Source organism: Thermocatellispora tengchongensis (assembly GCF_014202315.1).
Lineage (GTDB): Bacteria > Actinomycetota > Actinomycetes > Streptosporangiales > Streptosporangiaceae > Thermocatellispora > Thermocatellispora tengchongensis.
In genome coordinates, this window is the sequence record NZ_JACHGN010000009.1 from 143,870 (window position 1) to 160,928 (window position 17,059).

General features: G+C 73.6%; 12 protein-coding genes. 7 read left to right on the forward strand and 5 right to left on the reverse strand.

The features are described from left to right. Positions 1 to 242 precede the first annotated feature (242 nt). Positions 243 to 2,483, reverse strand: a complete 2,241-nt coding sequence (locus HNP84_RS22015; protein WP_246518480.1) for an LCP family protein — start codon at positions 2,481 to 2,483, stop codon at positions 243 to 245. A 297-nt stretch (positions 2,484 to 2,780) separates the two neighbouring features. Beyond that, a complete protein-coding gene (locus tag HNP84_RS22020) occupies positions 2,781 to 4,286 on the reverse strand; it encodes a phospholipid carrier-dependent glycosyltransferase (RefSeq protein WP_185051673.1) in 1,506 nt (501 codons plus the stop codon). Between the two features lie 104 nt (positions 4,287 to 4,390). On the opposite strand from HNP84_RS22020, the gene HNP84_RS22025 reads away from it, so the two are divergent. The 3 genes from HNP84_RS22025 (at position 4,391) to HNP84_RS22035 (ending at position 9,551) form a co-directional block, all read left to right on the forward strand. Further along, positions 4,391 to 6,748, forward strand: coding sequence for a hypothetical protein (locus HNP84_RS22025; RefSeq protein WP_221336560.1), 2,358 nt, complete (start codon positions 4,391 to 4,393; stop codon positions 6,746 to 6,748). 837 nt (positions 6,749 to 7,585) lie between these two features. Then, complete coding sequence (locus HNP84_RS22030) at positions 7,586 to 8,479, forward strand: glycosyltransferase family 2 protein (RefSeq protein ID WP_185051674.1); 894 nt, start codon at positions 7,586 to 7,588, stop codon at positions 8,477 to 8,479. A gap of 7 nt (positions 8,480 to 8,486) precedes the next feature. After that, positions 8,487 to 9,551: a glycosyltransferase family 4 protein gene (locus tag HNP84_RS22035; RefSeq protein WP_185051675.1), complete on the forward strand. Its 1,065-nt coding sequence runs from the start codon at positions 8,487 to 8,489 to the stop codon at positions 9,549 to 9,551. On the opposite strand, the gene HNP84_RS22040 is transcribed toward HNP84_RS22035, so the two are convergent. Then, positions 9,540 to 10,481, reverse strand: coding sequence for a lysylphosphatidylglycerol synthase domain-containing protein (locus HNP84_RS22040; protein ID WP_312925440.1), 942 nt, complete (start codon positions 10,479 to 10,481; stop codon positions 9,540 to 9,542). The two genes, HNP84_RS22035 and HNP84_RS22040, sit on opposite strands and share 12 nt — an antisense overlap. A gap of 67 nt (positions 10,482 to 10,548) precedes the next feature. Between HNP84_RS22040 and HNP84_RS22045 the strand changes: the two genes are divergently transcribed. The 4 genes from HNP84_RS22045 (at position 10,549) to manB (ending at position 14,743) form a co-directional block, all read left to right on the forward strand. Further along, positions 10,549 to 11,409, forward strand: coding sequence for a class I SAM-dependent methyltransferase (locus tag HNP84_RS22045; RefSeq protein WP_312925442.1), 861 nt, complete (start codon positions 10,549 to 10,551; stop codon positions 11,407 to 11,409). Then, positions 11,406 to 12,407 carry a lysylphosphatidylglycerol synthase domain-containing protein gene (locus tag HNP84_RS22050; protein ID WP_185051676.1) on the forward strand — a complete coding sequence of 334 codons (1,002 nt, stop codon included), beginning with the start codon at positions 11,406 to 11,408 and terminating at the stop codon, positions 12,405 to 12,407. The genes HNP84_RS22045 and HNP84_RS22050 overlap by 4 nt, the downstream gene beginning before the upstream one ends. Before the next feature lie 93 nt (positions 12,408 to 12,500). Then, a complete protein-coding gene (locus tag HNP84_RS22055; RefSeq protein ID WP_185051677.1) occupies positions 12,501 to 13,622 on the forward strand; it encodes a glycosyltransferase family 4 protein in 1,122 nt (373 codons plus the stop codon). 17 nt (positions 13,623 to 13,639) lie between these two features. After that, positions 13,640 to 14,743, forward strand: a complete 1,104-nt coding sequence (gene manB / locus HNP84_RS22060; protein WP_312925444.1) for a mannose-1-phosphate guanylyltransferase — start codon at positions 13,640 to 13,642, stop codon at positions 14,741 to 14,743. Between the two features lie 482 nt (positions 14,744 to 15,225). On the opposite strand, the gene HNP84_RS22065 is transcribed toward manB, so the two are convergent. After that, positions 15,226 to 15,999, reverse strand: coding sequence for an ABC transporter ATP-binding protein (locus HNP84_RS22065; protein WP_185051678.1), 774 nt, complete (start codon positions 15,997 to 15,999; stop codon positions 15,226 to 15,228). Continuing rightward, positions 15,996 to 17,057, reverse strand: a complete 1,062-nt coding sequence (locus HNP84_RS22070) for a FecCD family ABC transporter permease (RefSeq protein ID WP_185051679.1) — start codon at positions 17,055 to 17,057, stop codon at positions 15,996 to 15,998. The genes HNP84_RS22065 and HNP84_RS22070 overlap by 4 nt, the downstream gene beginning before the upstream one ends. Positions 17,058 to 17,059: the final 2 nt, after the last annotated feature.

Consider the following 17,059-nt stretch of genomic DNA (forward strand, 5'->3'; position numbering starts at 1 on the left):
AACCGGCCGCCCCGGCCTGGTCACAGCGGGATGCGGGCGAGGTCCCAGAGCATCGGCCGGGTCGCGCAGGCGCCGCCCCGGCTCCCGACAGGAGGCCGCAGTGATACGACGGAGCCGTGATCCCCGGCCGTGCCGGAACGACCGGCCGACCGGGGCCCAAGTGTGCTGCGGTCGCACGGCGCGAGGCGTGCCGGACGGCGCCGCCCCGAGTCAGTGGGTGCCGGATCGGGGCGGCGCGGGGGTCACTGGCAGGGGTTGGTCTTGGCGTCCACGACGTTGTCCTTGAGGCTGTCGGGGATCTTGACCGGGGCCTTCACGCCCTCCCAGTCGGCGCCGATGACGAGCTGGATGACCGGGGTCTGGGCCGTGCCCGCGGTTCCGGCGGAGGCGGCCGGGGTCGGGGTGGCGGCGCCGTCGGCGGGCTCGGGGACGTACGGCTCGACCGTGCTGGGCTTGATCTTCCCGGCGGCCGGGGTGACCTTGTTCAGCAGCTTGGCCGCGACGGGGGCGGCGTAGTCGGCGCCGTTGGCCGCGTTGCGGGCGTACAGCAGCTTGGTCTGCGGCTGGTCGGCCCCGGCGAGCGGCGCGTTGCCGACGTGGGTGACATTGAAGCCCTGCGCGACCAGCGCCTCGGCCACGGTCTTGGCCCGGCCGGGGACGCTGGTGCCGTTGAGCACCTGGATGCGCACGTCGCCGGGCTTGATCGCGGGCTTGGCCGAGGTCGTGCCGCTGGGCGAGGGCGTGGCGGTGGGCTGGATCTCGACGTCGCTGCGGATGCGGTTGAACAGGTCGTCGGCGTCGGGCTGCTTCCAGATCACCCGGTTCTTGTCATCGGGGTGGGGGCCCCAGGGGACGGTGATGAACTTGACGCCGCTGGCGGTCAGCGCGCGGGCGCTCTGGGCGATCTGGACGAGCGTCTCGGTGTTGTTGGCGAGTTCGCTGTCCATCGTGACCGAGGAGGCCGCCGCGTTGATGAACGACAGCAGCCTGGCCGGGTTGGTGAGCAGGTCGCTGCTCGTGGCCTTCTTCACGACCTGCGACAGGAAGACCTGCTGCCGCTTGATCCGCTGGATGTCGCTGCCGTCGCCGTAGTTGCGCAGCCGGACGTAGCCCAGCGCGGCCTCGCCCTTGAGGACCTGCCATCCGGCCGGGAGGGTCAGCTTGGCCTTCTTGTCGTTGACCGCGGTGCGCAGGCAGACCCGGATGCCGCCCAGCGCGTCGACGATGTTCTTGAAGCCGGTGAAGTCGACCTCGACGAAGTGGTCGATGCGGATCTTGGTCAGGGTCTCCAGGGTCTTGATCGTGCAGGCGATGCCGCCCTCGTTGTACGCCGCGTTGATCATCTCGGTGCGCGGGGCGAGCTGGGTGCCGTTCTCGGCCTGGCACGCGGGGATCTGCACCACCGAGTCACGCGGGAAGCTGATCAGCGTCGCGTTGTCGCGGTTGGGCGAGATGTGCATCAGGATGATGGTGTCGGTGCGCTTGCCGGCGTTGAGCATCTTCTGGCCGTACTTGAGGTTGTCGCCCTCGCGCGTGTCGGAGCCCACCAGCAGCACGTTGAGCGCGCCGGTCGAGTTGACCGGGCGGTCCTTGCCCAGCTTGGCGTTGATGTCCTCGGTGCGGATGTTGCTGAGCGTGCTGCGGTAGAGGGTGTAGCCGGTGAGCGTGGCCGCGACCATGACGGCGGTCATCACGATGCTGCCCCAGGCCAGCATCTTCATCCGCTTGCCGCCGCCCCCCTGGGCGTCCTTGCGCCGGTGTCCGCGGCCCGGCGGCTCGTCGAACGGCGGCTCGCCGCTCGGGTGGGTCGGCGGCGAGGAGGTGCGCTGGGCGGGCTGCGGGCCGGTGCGCGGCCCGGCGGGCATGGCGGTGCGGCCCTGGGGACCGGTGGTCGCGGTGGGCGTGGCCGTGCGGCCCTGCGGCTGGGTGGGCACGCCGGTACGGCCCTGCGCCGGCTGCGGGCCCGTGCGCGGGCCGCGCTGCGGCCCCGGCTGCCCGCCGGGGTGGGGGCCCGCAGGGGGGCCGGGCCGAGGGCCGCCCGGCTGCGTGGCGGGCGGTGCGGCCGTACGGGCGCGCCTGCCCCCGCCGCGTGGCCGCTCGTCGCGGGCCTGCTCGTAGTGGGCCTGCTCGTAGTGGGCCTGTTCGTGGCGGGCCCCGTTGTCGGGGAAGCCCCGGCCCTCGTGCGGGCGCACGTCCTCGTAGCCCGGCTCGGCGCCGCGTACGCCCCTGCGCCCGCGTCCGGCCGGCGCGGCATGGCCGCCGTCGGCGTACCCGTTGCCGGCGTATCCGTTGCCGTTATGGCCGTTCTGGCCGCTGTGGCCGTTCTGAGCGCTGTGGCCGTTCTGGCCGTTGGGCGGCGGGCCGTAGCCCGCGCCGGGGGGCTCCTCGGGGGGCAGGCCGCGGCGCCGTCCGGCGCGGCGGCCGGGTTCGGCCGGGTATGCCCCCGGCTCCTGCACCGAGCCGAGGTGCCTGCGCTCGCTCATGCGGCCCCCTTGGCGCGGCGCGCGGGTGAGCGCCCGAAAAGCCTGTCGTATCCCTCGCTACGCTCGCTCACGGGCCCCTTCCCTGCTCGCCCGGGGTCCGCCCGCACTCGCGAACGCCACGTGCCAGTTCGGTCGGTCATCGCGTCAAGAAGATTAGGTCAACCACTTGTTCCGGGCGCCGCGATCGGGGGAATCAAGTCTTGATCGCCGTCACTCCAGTCACGATGATCCGGCTGCTAAGCATACTCAGATGCTGACATTTCGTGGAATGTTCACGATGTCTCTTTTACGAGTTGTTCATCGACTTCCCAGCTCATCCCCAGGTGCGGGGGCATTTCCAGATGCCTGCACGCGCCCGCGTACGGCCAGAGCGGCGGCCAGGAAGGCCGGCGGCACAGCCGGCAGCACGTACCTGTAGTCGAACTCGGCCACCGCGGGCGGCATGATCAGCAGCATCCACGCCGTCGCCCAGGGCAGGACCCAGGCCCACTCCCCGGCCGCGCGCAGCGCCCGTCCCGGCTCGCGGTACCCGCCGGGCCCGGCCCGCCACGGCCGGGCCCGCGCCACCCGCACCCCCGCCACCCGCACCCCCGCCACCACCGGCGGCGCCAGCAGCACGACGAGCAGCACCGCGCCCGGCAGCCGCGCCACGTCCTGGTAGGCCCGCAGGGTCCACGCGAACGGCTCCACCACCCGGGTCTCGATCGGTCCCTGCTCGTACTGCATGGCGCGCTCCCTGCCCACCTGGGCCGGGTAGCGCCCCGGGGGGCCGGGCGTCTTCTCGGGGAACTCGTAGTAGTCGTAGATCTCCTGGTCGGGGTAGACGGGGCGGCCCCAGGAGAACGTACGGGCCAGCTCCGACATCATCGACGCCAGATAGTCCCCCGGCTGGCTGCGGATCGCCAGTGTCGCGAACCGCCCGGCCCGGTCGTCGTTGTCCTCCGAGAAGGTGATGCCCGGCAGCACGACCAGCGGTGAGTCGGCCGCCCAGATGTACTCCTGCGACGGCGGGCGCAGCTCGGGCGGCCGGGGGTCGCACAGCACGGCCGTGTCGGGCGGAGGGCGCATCACCGAGCAGTCGGCGAAGGACATCGTGCGCGCGTACAGGAAGACGCCGTTGGCGCCGACGATGCCGATCCGCTGGTAGGTGGCGTAGAACCAGCCGCCGTACGCGATGACCGGGATCGCCGCGGCGGCCAGCATCACGCCCGCCCGCACCGCGCGCGCCCGCACCTCCCGGCGCGGGTCCATGGCGGCGGCGCCGGGCGCACGGCGTACCAGCAGCCACAGGCCGAGCACGACGAACAGCGGCAGCCCCACCGACCGGGTGAGCGTCGCCGCGGCCACGAGCAGGCCGGCCACGATCCCCGTACGCCACCCGGGCGCGCGCTTCAGGCCGAGGCACACGGCGGCGGTCACCAGGAACATGAACAGCGTGTCGGAGACGAGCAGGTGCTCCAGCTCGACCTGGTACGCGTCGAGCAGCACCGGCGCGGCGGCGGCCGTGGCCGCCCAGCGCGGCGCGCGCAGGCGCAGCGCGGCGGCGTACACCATGGCGGCGGTGGCCAGGCCCAGCAGGTGCTGCACGAACGCCACGAACGCGAAGGAGTGCAGCGGCTCGAACAGGCGCAGGAACATCGAGTAGCCCGCCGGCCGCACCAGGTCGGGCCGCGGCACCAGCGCCGTCACCACATAGGTGTAGGTGTCGGGGAACCACAGCGCGGGCCGGTAGCCCAGCATCGCGACCAGCCGCAGCAGCGCCCCGAAGGCGAACACCGCCGCGAACCACCTGTGCTCGCTCATCCACAGGCGCACTCGCGACCGGACCCCGTCATACCGGTTCGTCCACAGCCGGGTCCGGCTCACTCCACCTCCTCGTGTCCGGGCGGTTAGGCTCGCGCCCAGGCATGAAAGCTACCGGGTTCGATCTCACGCGCAGGCCGTCGGCGGGCAGGGTGCTCGCCGTCGCCACGGCCGCGCCCGCGCTCGCGCTGGCGGGATGGCTGCTGGCGGGGCTGCCCCTGCTCCTGCTCGGGTGGTTCGCGCCGCTGCCGGCCTTCCTGCTCGGCGTGCCCCTGGCCGCGGCCCTGTGCCTGGCCGGCCTGCGCCGCCTGCCCGCCGCGGTCGAGGCCGGCGCCTGGCAGACGGCGTCCGTGCTCGCCATCGCGCTCGCCTCGGCCGTCTTCAACGCGCTGTTCCACTCCGAGCAGCTCGTCGTGCGCCGCGACCCCGCCACCTACGCCCAGTACGCCGCGTGGCTGGCCCGCCACGGCTCGCTGCCCATCCCGTACGGCGAGGCCGCGTTCGGCGGCCCCGATCCCGGCCTGGTCTTCGCCAGCGTCGGCTTCTACGACTTCGACGGCGCCGTGGTGCCGCAGTTCATGCCCGGCCCGGCGCTGCTGTTCGCGATCGGCCACTGGCTGGGCGGCGTGCCCGGCCTCCTCCTCGTCCCGCCCGTGCTGGGCGGCCTGGCCGTCCTGACGGTCGCCGGCGTCGCCGCCCGCCTGGCGGGGGCCCGCTGGGCGCCCCTGGCCGCCGCCCTCGTCGCGGTCAGCCTGCCGATCCTGTACACCTCGCGCACCACCTTCAGCGAGATCCCCTCGCTGATCATGATCTTCGGCGGCATGGCGCTCCTCCTCGACGCCCGCGAACGCCTCCGCGCCGCCGCCCTCGGCATCAACCTCCTGCCCGTCACCCCCGGCCTGGGGGCCGGCCGAGCCCCCACCCCCGGCCTGGGCGAAGCCCTCGCCACGCCCGGCCCGGAGGCCGGCGAAGCCCTCGTCACCCCCGGCCTGGAGGCCGGTCGAGCCTCCGCCACGCCCGACGAGCGCCAGGTGCGGCGGCGCGTGGCGCGCATGCGGGCCGCGCTCGCCGCCGCCGGCGCCGCGCAGTCGGGCGGGGCGGCGGTGACGGCGGCCCTGGCCGGGCTGTGCCTCGGCCTGGCCACCCTGATCCGCATCGACGGCCTGCGCGACGTCCTGCCGGTGGTGGCCTACGCGGGCCTGCTCATCGCCCTGCGCCGCATGCCCGGCCTGGCGGGGCGGGCGCCGATCGGCGACGGCCGCCTCGGCCTGCCCCTGCTCGGCGGGGTGACCGCGGGCGTCGCCCTGGGCTTCCTGGCCGCCCAGATCCTCGCCCGGCCCTACCTCGCCTACCTCCGCGGCTCGGTGATCCCGCTGCTGGCGATCTGCGCGGCCGTCCTCGCGCTCACGGCGGCGGGCGCCGCGCTCGCGCCCCGGCTGGCGCGCCTGGCCCCGTCGCCGCCGGCGCGTCTCCCCGAGCTGGCCGCCGGCCTGGCGCTGCTGGTCATGCTGGCCTTCGCGGTGCGCCCGCTGCTCCAGACCGTACGCCGCGACCCCGCCACCCCCGAAGACGCGCTGACGGCCGAGTTCGTGGGCGCGATCCAGCGGGCCAACGGCCTGCCCGCCGACCCCACCCGGCTGTACTCCGAGCAGTCGCTGTACTGGGTCATCTGGTACGTCGGCGTCCCGGTCGCGCTGCTGGCCGCCCTCGCCGTCGTCGTGCTCACCCGCCGGCTGGCCCGCGGCACCGGGTTCGGCTGGCTGCTGCCACTCGGCGTCATCGGCTGGACCACCGTGACCACGCTCGCCCTCCCGGCGATCACCCCCGACCACCCGTTCGCCTCCCGCCGCCTGGTGCCGGTGATCATCCCCGGCATGGTCCTGCTCGGAGTGTGGGGGCTGCGCTGGCTGCGCGACAAGGCCCGCCGCATGGGCTACGGCGCCGCGCCGCAGCGGGCCGTCGTCCTGGCGGGCGCCGCGCTGGCCCTGGCCTTCCCGGTCTACATCTCCGCCGGCACCGCCTTCACCCCGGTCGAGCGCGGCGAGGCCGCCGCCGTCGCCCGCCTGTGCGCGGCCATACCGCCCGACGCGTCCGTGCTCATCGTGGAGCGCGTGACCGGCGACCGCTTCACCCAGCTCGTCCGGGGCGTCTGCGGCGTCCCGGCCGCCCGCGCCGCCATCCCCGCCGCCACGCCCGGCAACCCCGGCGACCGCGTGGCCACCACCACCGAACGCGACGGCGACGAGGCCCCGAGCGCCGAGGTCACCCGCCTGATCGACCGCATCCGCGCCACCGGCCGCCGCCCGGTCCTCCTGGCCGCCGAGGCCGCCCAGCTCACCCCCTACTCCGCGCGCCCCCGCCACGTCCTGCACCTGTCCACCCGCCAGGACGAGCGCACCCTGGTCTCCCCGCCCGACGCCACCTGGTCCCTCACCACGAACGTCTGGCTGGCCGCCCCCTGACGCGTCCACAGCCATGTGCCCGATCGGGGCGGGCGACCTCTCGCGGGCCGCGGCGAAGCTCGCCACGGCCGACGCGGAGATGTTCGGCGGGCTGGGCGGCGGAGCCGCCGGGCGGGCGGGATGAGGGCGAAGGCCCCGCGCGCCGCGCTCGTGTACGACGCGGGCATGCTCATCCCCGCCGAGGCGAACAAGCCGGAGGCGTGGCACCTGCACCGGCAGGCCCCCGACGAGCACAGGCACATCATCGTCCCCGTTCCCGTTCCCGTCCCTGTCCCCGTTCCCGTCCCCGTTCCCGTTCCCGTTCCCGTCCCTGTCCCCGTTCCCGTCCCTGTCCCCGTTCCCGTCCCTGTCCCCGTTCCCGTCCCCGTTCCCGTCCCTGTCCCCGTTCCCGTTCCCGTTCCCGTCCCTGTCCCTGTCCCCGTTCCCGTCCCCGTTCCCGTCCTCGCCCAGGTGTGGCGCGCCTGGGCGCGGCAGGCGTCACTGGCCCGGCTGCTGCTCGGCTGCCACGTCAACGCCATGAGCGAGGTCGTGGGCCGGGAGGCGGGGGTGCCGTGCGGGCGTGCCGGGCGAGGCGACCGTGGTGGACGCGATCGTGGTGGACGCGATCGTGGTGGACGCGACCGTGGTGGTGACCGCGATCCGGGCCAGGGCGGCGATCCTCGCCTCCGGCCCCGGTGACCTCCGGCGCTCATCGGCGCCGCGGCGCCCTCCGTACGGCTCGCGTTGGTTTCGCTCCAGGGCGGGGAACTGTAACAGGACGCGGCGTTGTCCGGTCGCCCGTACGCTGGTGACGGTATTCTCGCCCGTCGAGCCCTATCGCCTGAGACTGGATCAGTTGTGGAAGCCAAGCCGTACGTCACGATCGTCTTGCCCTGTTACAACGAGCAGGATCACGTCATCGACGAGGTCGAGCGGATATGCCGGGCGATGGATGAAAGCGGCTACACCTACGAGCTGGTGGCCGTTGACGACTGCTCCACCGACGCGACGCTGGCCCGGCTGAAGGAGGCGGCGCCGCGGTTCCCGAACATGCGGGTGCGCGCGTTCCACCGCAACGGCGGGTCGGGCACGGTGCGCAGGATCGGCACCCAGGAGGCCAACGGCGAGATCGTCGTGTGGACCGACGCCGACATGTCCTATCCGAACGAGCGCATCCCCGAACTGGTGCGCATCCTGGAGAAGGACGACTCGATCGACCAGGTCGTGGGGGCGCGCACCAGCGAGGAAGGCTCGCACAAGCTGCTGCGGGTGCCGGCCAAGTGGTTCATCCGCAAGGTGGCCGAGCGGCTGGCCGGGCAGAAGATCCCCGACCTCAACTCCGGGCTGCGGGCCTTCCGCAAGTCGGTGGCCAGGCCGTACCTCCGGCTGCTGCCGCCCGGGTTCTCCTGCGTCACCACGATCACGCTGGCGTTCCTGTCGAACCAGCACGACATCCACTACCTGCCGATCGAGTACAGCAAGCGGGCGGGCAAGTCCAAGTTCAGCTTCGTCTCCGACGCCTACCGCTACATCCTCCAGGTGCTGCGGATGGTGATGTACTTCAACCCGCTCAAGGTGCTCATGCCGCCCGCGCTGTGGCTGGTCGGCATCGGGCTGGCCAAGGGCGTGGTGGACATCGTGCGCTACGGGTTCTACCTCACCAGCAACACCATCGTGATCTTCCTGTCCGGCCTGCTCATCGGCTCGCTCGCGCTGCTCGCCGACCTGATCGTGCGCTCCAGGCCCGAGTAGCGGCCCCATGCGGATCGCGATCGTCGGGCCCACGTACCCGTACAAGGGCGGGGGCGCCCAGCACACCACCGAGCTGGCCCACCGGCTCGCCGCGCTCGGCCATGACGTGGTCATCGAGTCGTGGCGGGCGCAGTACCCGGGGTTCCTCTACCCCGGGCAGCAGACCATCGACAGCCCCGAGGGTAGGCCGTACTCCCACGTGCGGCGGGCGCTCGACTGGCGCAGCCCGGCCGGGTGGCTGCGCTGCGGGCGCCGGCTGCGCTCCTCGGCCGACCTGGTGGTGCTCACCGTGCTCAGCCCGGTGCAGGTGCCGCCGTACCTGGGCATCCTGGCCGGGCTCGGCCGGGGCGTGACCTCGCTGGCGCTGTGCCACAACGTGCTGCCGCACGAGCGCAAGCCGTACGACCGGCCGCTGATGACGGCGCTGCTGCGCCGGGTGCACCGCGTGCTGGCGCACTCGGAGGAGCAGGCCGCGCTCGCCCGGGAGCTGGCCCCCGCGCCGGTCGCGGTCGCCGCGCTGCCACCGCACCTGCCCGTCGCCGGGGGCGGCGGCGCGACCGGCGGGGTGCGGCGGCGGCTGCTGTTCTTCGGCATGGTGCGCCCGTACAAGGGGCTGGACCTGCTGCTGCGGGCCCTGCCGCCGGACGTCTCGCTCACCGTGGCGGGCGAGTTCTGGGGCGGCCTCGACGCCACCCGCGAGCTGATCGCGGAACTCGGCCTGGGCGACCGGGTGGAGCTGCGGCCCGGGTACGTCCCGGCGCAGGACGTGCCCGCGCTGTTCGCCGCCGCCGACGCCCTGGTGCTGCCCTACCGCAGCGCGACCGCCAGCCAGAACGTGTGGCTCGGGCACGAGCACGGCGTGCCGGTGATCGCCACCCGGGTCGGCGCGCTGCCCGACAACGTGACCGACGGCGTGGACGGGCTGCTGGTCGAGCCGGGCTCGGTGGAGGCGCTGCGTGAGGCGATCGAGCGCTTCTACCGTCCGGGCGAGCCCGAGCGGCTGCGCGCCGGGGTCAAGGCGGTGGACCCTGAGCCGTACTGGGACTCCTACACCACGGCGCTACTCGGCTGACCGCCTCCGGCGGCCCAGGGCGAAGCCGAGCGCGGCCCAGGCGACGTCGCAGAAGGTGAACACCAGGCGCGAGACCACCGCGGCGACCAGGGCGCGCGGCGCGTCGAGCGCCGGGGCCAGGGCCAGCACCATCGCGCCCTCGCGCACCCCGATCCCGGCCGGGACCACGACGGTGAGGATGCCGGTCGCCCAGGCCAGCGCGTACGCCCCCACCGCCAGCAGGTAGGTCTGCCCGGTGCCGCCCAGCTCCTCCACCAGCAGCCACAGGTGGACCCCGTAGACCAGCCAGCCGAGCACGGTCCACGCCGCCGCGCGTACCAGGTCGGCCCCGGTCAGCACGCGGTCCAGCGGCTCGCGTCGGGCGATCCGCAACGCCAGGTTCAGTCCCCAGGCGAGCACCCGCGGGTGCAGGCCGATCAGGATCAGCGGGATCAGCGCCAGGAGGTACCAGGCCCGCCCCACCACGCCGGGCAGGGTCGCCGCCGCCACGCCCAGGGCGCAACCGAGCGAGATCACGATCGCCAGCGACACCGCGCCGAACGTACGCCGGGGCGGCGCGCCGTGGTCGCGGCCCAGCTCCATCATCGCCGCGTACGCCCACACCGCGCCCGGCACGTACTTGCCGAGCTGGCCCACGAACATGATCCGCGCCGCCACGCCGTACGGCACCCGGCTGCCCAGCCCCGCGAGCACGGTGCGCCACGCGATGAGCATGCAGCCGAGCCCGGCCATGACCGCGGCCATGGCGCCCGCGATCGACCACCACGACAGCAGGCGTACGGCGGCCAGGGTCTCCTCGCGGTTGCGCGCCAGACCGTAGCCCACGAACCCCAGCGCGACGAGGGCGAGCGCGATCCGAAGCAGACGGCTGGCGCGCAGCCGGTCCAGGGCCTGCTTCGCCCTGCCCGGCGTCCGGACGGTGCTCGGCACCCGAACAATGTACGCGTGGACGCTACTCGTCGGTAGGGCCCGCGCCGCACCGGTACTGTTGGGCGGCGTGGGAAAGGAACGTCTCGCGCAGCTCGAATACTCCGAGTTCCAGTCGGCGATGCTGGATGAGGAGAAGCGCCGCCGCAAGGCCGCCAAGATCATCGCGGTGCTCGCGCACTTCCTCGGCAAGGACGGTGAGAGGGGCAAGGGCGGCGGCTGTCCGCTGGCCGGGCTGACCGTGGCCGACATCGGCTGCTCGGCCGGGTTCATCGCCGACGAGCTGGCCGCGGCGGGCGCCGGGCGGACCTTCGGGGTGGACATCGACGTGCCCGGCCTGCGCAAGGCGGCCGAGCGGTTCGGCGAGCGGGTGGAGTTCCTGTGCGCCGACGGCACCGCGCTGCCGTTCCCCGACGGCTCGATCGACGTGCTGGTGTTCAACCACATCTACGAGCACGTCGTCGATCCCGACGCGATCATGGCCGAGCTGCACCGGGTGCTGGCCGAGGACGGCGTGCTCTACCTCGGGCTGGGCAACCGGCTGGGGGTGATGGAGCCGCACTACAAGCTGCCGTTCCTGTCGTACCTGCCGCCGGCGCTGGCCGACCGCTACGTGCGGCTGTTCGGCCGCGCCGACCACTACTACGAGCGGTTCCGCACCCGCAGGGGCCTGCGCCGCATGGTGCGCGGCTTCCGGGTCTACGACTACACCTTCCCGGTGCTGGCCACGCCCGGCCGCTTCGCGGGCGGTGAGCTGTTCCCGGGCGTGCTCGGACGGGTGGTGCGCGCGGTGCTGTCGGCCATGCCGCGTCCGGTGCTGCGCCTGCTGCTCCCGCTCGTCCCGACCTACCTCTGGGTCGCCACCAAGGGCGGCCGCGTCCCCGCGGGCGCGAAGCTGCCGCAGCCGCCCGAGCCGGTACGGCCGCTGTGACGCTTCCCCGCGGGGGCGGGGCGCTCTCGCCGCGCCGCGTGCTCCGGATCGCCTTCCTGCTGGTCGCGCTGGGTTTCGGCGCGTGGGCGGTGGCCGGGCAGTGGGACGCGGTCTCCTCCGGGTTCGCCCGGCTGTCCTGGCGCGCGCTCGCGCTGTCGGTGGTCGCGGTGGTGGGCGCGCTGTTCGGGGGCATGCTCACCTGGCGTGCGCTCCTCGCCGACCTCGGCTCGCCGCTGCCCGTACGCCAGGCCGCCAAGGTCTTCTTCGTCGGCCAGCTCGGCAAGTACATCCCCGGGACCGTGTGGCCGGTGCTGGCCCAGATGGAGATGGGCCGCGACCTCGGGGTGCCCCGCTCGCGCAGCGCCGCCGCGTTCTTCCTCACCATGCCGGTCCAGCTCGGCAGCGGCCTGCTCGTCGCCGCCGCCACGCTGCTGGCCGCGGGCCCCGGCTCCATCGCCCCGTACGCGTGGGCGCTGCTGCTCGTGCCGCTCCTGGCGGTCCTGCTCGAACCCCGCGTGATCAACGCCGTGATCGGTTTCGGCCTGCGCCGGCTGCGCCGCGAGCCGCTGGAGCGCGCCCTGACCCGGAAGGGCATGCTCGCCGCGCTCGGCTGGGCGCTGACCGGCTGGATCGCGTACGGCCTGCACCTGGCGGCGATCATCGCGGAGCTGGGGTCCTCGGTGGAGGCCCTGCGCCTGGTGGCGTTCTCGGTGGGGGCGTTCGCGCTGTCGTGGTGCCTGGGGATCATGACCGTCGTGGTGCCGGCGGGCGCGGGCGTGCGCGAGGTCGCCATGGTCGCCGTGCTGTCGCCCGTGCTCGACCAGGGCGCGGCCATCGCCGCCGCCCTCTGCTCCCGGATCGTCATCATCGCCGGCGACCTGCTCTGCGCCGGCGTCGCGGCGGCCACGGCCGCCCGATCGGTGGAGAAACGCCAGGTAGATCAGGAAGCGGGCGGAGTGCGGGTGGAAGAGAATGACGCGCGGCGAAATGCCCTGTGATTTACCCCACGATTCCGGGGACCCTGCCAATAGAGTTGTCTGGAGAGGGGGGACGAAGGTCCCGCGTTGATCCTGTGAGGGGAGCGATCCTTCTTGACGCCCAGAGTGCTCGTCGATGCGGCCGCCGTGCCGGCCGATCGCGGCGCGCTAACCCGGTATGTCGATGGACTCGTCGCCGCTCTGGACCGGGCGGGCGCGGACCTCGCCGTGGTGTGCCAGCGAGCCGACGCCGAGCGCTACGGGGGGCTGGCGCCGTCCGCCCGGGTGATCTCCGGGCCGCCCTCGATCGGCAACCGGGCCGCCCGCCTGGCCTGGGAGCAGACCAGCCTGCCCGTCCTGGCCCGCCAGGTCGGGGCCCAGGTGATCCACGCGCCCTACTACTCGATCCCGCTGCGCGCGGGCGTGCCGACCGTGGTGACCGTGCACGACGTCACCTGGTTCACCGATCCGGGGCAGCACAACGCGATGAAGGCGTCGTTCTTCCGCTCCGCCACCCGTACGGCGGTGCGGCACGCGACGCGGGTCATCGTGCCGTCCAAGGCGACCCGCGAGGAGCTGATCCGGGTCCTGTCGGCCGACTCCACCCGCATCGACGTCGCCTATCACGGGGTGGACAAGACGCTGTTCCACCGGCCCAGCGAGCAGGAGGTCAAGCGGGTCTCCGACCGGCTCGGCCTGCACGGGCAGGCGTACGTCGCCTTCCTCGGCGCGCTCGAACCGCGCAAGAACGTGCCGAACCTGATCCGCGGCTTCGCCGGCGCGGTCAAGGGCCTGCGCGACGCGCCCGCGCTGGTGCTGGCCGGGGGAGTGCGCGACGAGGGGGTGGACGCCGCGGTGAACGAGGTCGCGGCCACCGTGCGGGTGGTGCGCCCCGGATACCTGGCGTTCTCCGACCTGCCCGGCTTCCTCGGCGGCGCGATCACGGTGGCGTTCCCCTCGCGCGGTGAGGGTTTCGGGCTGCCGGTGCTGGAGGCCATGGCCTGCGGCGCGCCGGTGCTGACCACGCACCGCGCCTCGCTGCCCGAGGTCGGCGGCGACGCGGTGGCGTACACCGAGCCCGACGCCGAGAGCATCGGCCGCGAGCTGCGCGCCCTGATCGACTCGCCCGAGCGGCGCGAACAGCTCGCCTCGGCGGGCTTCGCCCGGTCGCAGGAGTTCACATGGGAGTCCTCCGCGGAGGCACATCTCGTTTCTTATCAACGCGCGGTGGAATAGTGAGCTAGCCTCGCGGCGTGACGGAGAACCATCCGCCTGTAACAGGTGATCTTGAGGCCATCCTCCTCGTGGGAGGGCAGGGCACACGGCTGCGCCCGATGACGCTGGGCGTGCCCAAGCCGCTGCTTCCCACGGCGGGAGTCCCCTTCCTGGCGCACCAGCTCGCCCGCGCGCGGGCGTTCGGCGTACGCAGGATCGTCTTCGCCACGTCATACCGGGCCTCCATGTTCTGCGAGGCGTTCGGCGACGGGTCGGCGTACGGGCTCAGCCTGGAGTACATGACCGAGGAGCAGCCCCTGGGCACCGGCGGCGCGATCCGCAACGCGGCCGAGGCGCTGACCAGCCCGCCCGACGCGCCGGTGCTGGTGCTCAACGGCGACATCCTGTCCGGCCACGACATCGGCGACCAGGTGCGCACCCATGTCGCCCGCGGCGCCGCGGTCACGCTGCACCTCACCGAGGTCGAGGACCCGTCCCGGTTCGGCTGCGTGCCGACCGACGAGACCGGCCGGGTCACCGCGTTCCTGGAGAAGACCCCCAACCCGGTCACCAACCGGATCAACGCCGGCTGCTACGTCTTCACCCGCTCGGTCATCGACACCATCCCGTACGGCCGGGTCGTGTCCGTGGAGCGCGAGACCTTCCCCGGCCTGATCGAGGCGGGCGAACTGGTGCTCGGCTACGCCGACCGGTCGTACTGGCTGGACGTCGGCACCCCGGCCGCGTTCGTCCAGGGCTCCCGCGACCTCGTGCTCGGCCGCCTGGCCTCACCCGCCCTGCCCGGCCCCACCGGCGAGCACCTCGTCCTCCCCGGCGCGCAGGTGTCCCCCGAGGCCAAGATCTCCGGCGGCTCGGTCGTCGGCGCCCGCGCGGTCGTGGAGTCCGGCGCGAACGTGAGCGGCAGCGTGCTCGGCGACGGCTGCGTGATCTCCTCCGGCGCGACCGTCATCGACTCGGTCATCGGCACGGGCGCCCGCGTCGCCACCGGCGCCGTGATCCGCGACGCCGTCGTGGGCGACGGCGCCGTGGTCGGCCCCGGCAACGAGTTACTCGCCGGCACCCGCCTGTGGCCGGGCGTGGTCCTGCCCGAGTGCGCCATCCGCTTCAGCAGCGACACATAGGCCGCAGGCCGGGCACGGACCCGAAGGGCACGGTCCTTCGCGTCCGGCGCTCCGCGTCCCAGAGCTCAGGGCCATGAAAGGCACGGTCCTTCGCGTCCGGGCGCTTCGCGCCAAAAGGCTCAGGGCTGTGCTTCCCAGGGGGGCCTCCGGCCCCCCTTCGACCCCCCAAGCGCCTCGCGCTCCCCACCCGCGCATGGTCCTCCCAATGCGCAGGTGAAGGCACGCAAGCAGACAAGCCCGCCCCGACTTACACAGTTCTGCACGAGCCGAATGGGCCCGGCCGACAAGCCCAGCCAAATGTGCGCTGGACCTCGACGAACACTGTCGGTGAGCGCGTGGCCACGGCTGTCGCAGGCGGCGTGGGGGACCCACGAGCGAAGGAGCCCCCGTCGGCCTCGGCCGGACGGGGGCGTAGACGACCTCTCAGACGACCGGTTCGTCGATCAGCTCGATCTCGATCGCCAAGACGCCGAGGGCATGTGCTAGGCAGGCACCACCATCGGCGTGCCGGCGATCGGGTCGGGGATCACGACGCAGGCGAGGCCGAAGACCTTTTCGACCAGTTCCGGGGTGATCACGGCGGTGGGGGCGCCCTCGGCGACGATGGCGCCTTCCGCCATCGCGATGATGTGGTCGCAGAAGCGGCAGGCGAGGTTGAGGTCGTGCAGCACGACCACGATGGTCTTGCCGGACTCCGCGTTCAGCTTCCGCAGCAGCCGCAGCAGCTCCACCTGGTGGTTGATGTCCAGGTATGTCGTGGGCTCGTCGAGGAGCAGCAGGTCGGTGTCCTGGGCGAGCGCCATCGCCACCCAGACCCGCTGCCGCTGTCCGCCGGACAGTTGCCGCAGCGGGCGGTCGATCAGGTCGGCGGTGCCGGTGGCGTCGAGGGCCCGGGTCACGGCGTCGTCGTCGCGTTCGGTCCAGCGGCGGAACCACCCCTGGTGGGGGTAGCGGCCGCGGGCGACCAGGTCGGCGACGGTGATGCCGTCGGGCGCGACCGGGGTCTGCGGCAGGAGCCCGAGAATCTTGGCCACCTCGTGGGTGCTCAGCTCGGTCATGGCCTTGCCGTCGAGGTACACCTCGCCGTGACGGGGCTTGAGCAGCCGGGCCAGGCCGCGCAGCAGGGTGGACTTGCCGCACGCGTTGGCGCCCACGATCGCGGTGATCTTGCCGTCCAGGACCTCGACGTCCAGGTTGGTCACGATCGCCTGATCGTCGTATCCGAGGGTCAGGCCCTCGGCGCGTAACCGGGTCATCCGCCCGCTCCTTGCCGGTTCGTGGTGGCCAGCAGCCACAGCAGGTATGGCGCGCCGACCGCTCCGGTCACCACGCCGGTGGGCAGCGGCGTCGGCAGCACGTGGACGGCGACGAGGTCGGCGGTGAGCAACAACGTGGCGCCGGCCAGCGCGGCCGCGACGATCCCGCCCGTAGCGGGGCCGAGCAGCCGGTTGGCGATCGGTCCGGCGACGAGCGCGACGAAGATGACCGGGCCGGCCACGGCGACGGCCAGGGCCACCAGCGCCACGGCCGTGGCGAGGAGTCCGCCGCGGCCGAGCTCGACGCGGCTGCCCAGGGCGCGAGCGGTGTCGTCGCCGAGTTCGAGCGTCCGCAGTTGCCGCTGGAGGAGGACCGCGATGGGCAGGAGGAGGACCAGGGCGCCGAGGAGGAGCCGGAGCTCGGCGGCGCCGGCCTGCCCGACGGAGCCGGTCAGCCAGTGCATCGCCTGCCGCGCGTCGGACAGCCGGGCCCGGGTCAGCATGTAGCCGATGAGGCCGTCGAAGAAGAGCGCGACACCGATGCCGATGAGGATGAACCGGTAGCCGGCGACGCCGTCGCGCCAGGCCAGTACGTACATCAGCAGGGCGGCGCCGACGGCTCCGGCGAGGGCCAGCCCGCTGACGGCCAGCCCGCCGAGCTGCAGCAGCACGATCCCGCTGATGGCGGCGAGCCCGGCGCCGGAGGTGATGCCGACGAAGTCGGGGGAGGCGAGGGGGTTGCGCAGCAGTTGCTGGAAGATCGTCCCGGCGGCTCCGAGGGCGAGACCGACGGCCAGCGCGGACGTCGCGGTGGGAAGTCGCAGGTCACGCACGACGAAGTCGACGCTGGGGTCCTCGCGCAGGTGCAGCACCGAGGCGATGACCTCGCCCGCGGTGAGCTGGAAGCTGCCCACCATCATGGTGAGCACGAACAGCGCGGTGACGGCCATGGCCAGCGCGGACGTCACCACGAGCGAACGCGTGGCCCGCCGCCGCCGGACGGTCCGGAACGCGCCCGCGGTCGTGGCCGCCGGGGCGGCGGAGGTGGTCGCCGTCATGG